Raw genomic sequence first — 486 nt, 5'->3', positions numbered from 1 at the left:
CCTCGCGGCCGAGGCCGGATTCCTTCACGCCGCCGAAGGGCGCCACCTCGGTGGTGATGATCCCCTCGTTGATGCCGACCATGCCGTATTCCAGCGCCTCGGCGACCCGGAAGGTGCGGCCGAGGTCGCGGGTGTAGAAGTAGCAGGCGAGGCCGAACTCGGTGTCGTTGGCCATGCGGATCGCCTCCGCCTCGTCGCGGAAGCGGAACAGCGGCGCCAGCGGGCCGAAGGTCTCTTCCCGGGCCACCGCCATGTCGGGAGTCGCGTTTGCGATCACGGTCGGCTCGAAGAACTGGCCGCCCAGCGCATGGCGATGCCCGCCCGCCACCACCCGGCCGCCTTTCTCGATGGCGTCGCGGATATGGGCCTCGGTCTTCTCCACGGCCGCCATGTCGATCAGCGGCCCCTGGGCGACGCCATCCTCGATGCCGTTGCCGACCTTCAGCCGGTTGGCCGCCTCGGCCATCTTGTCGGCGAAGGCGTCGT

The 486-nt window shown here is 69.8% G+C and carries 1 protein-coding gene; it reads right to left on the bottom strand.

The genetic code is table 11. The annotated features are described in order from the left end of the window. A partial coding sequence (locus tag MKL11_RS16320; protein ID WP_243945160.1) for an aldehyde dehydrogenase family protein occupies positions 1 to 486 on the bottom strand: 486 nt, incomplete at both ends.

The sequence above is a fragment of the Methylobacterium sp. J-077 genome, assembly GCF_022829365.1.
Taxonomy (GTDB): Bacteria; Pseudomonadota; Alphaproteobacteria; order Rhizobiales; family Beijerinckiaceae; genus Methylobacterium.
The sequence above is the reverse complement of the archived record's forward strand: the minus strand, read 5'-3'. Positions and strand labels throughout refer to the sequence as shown.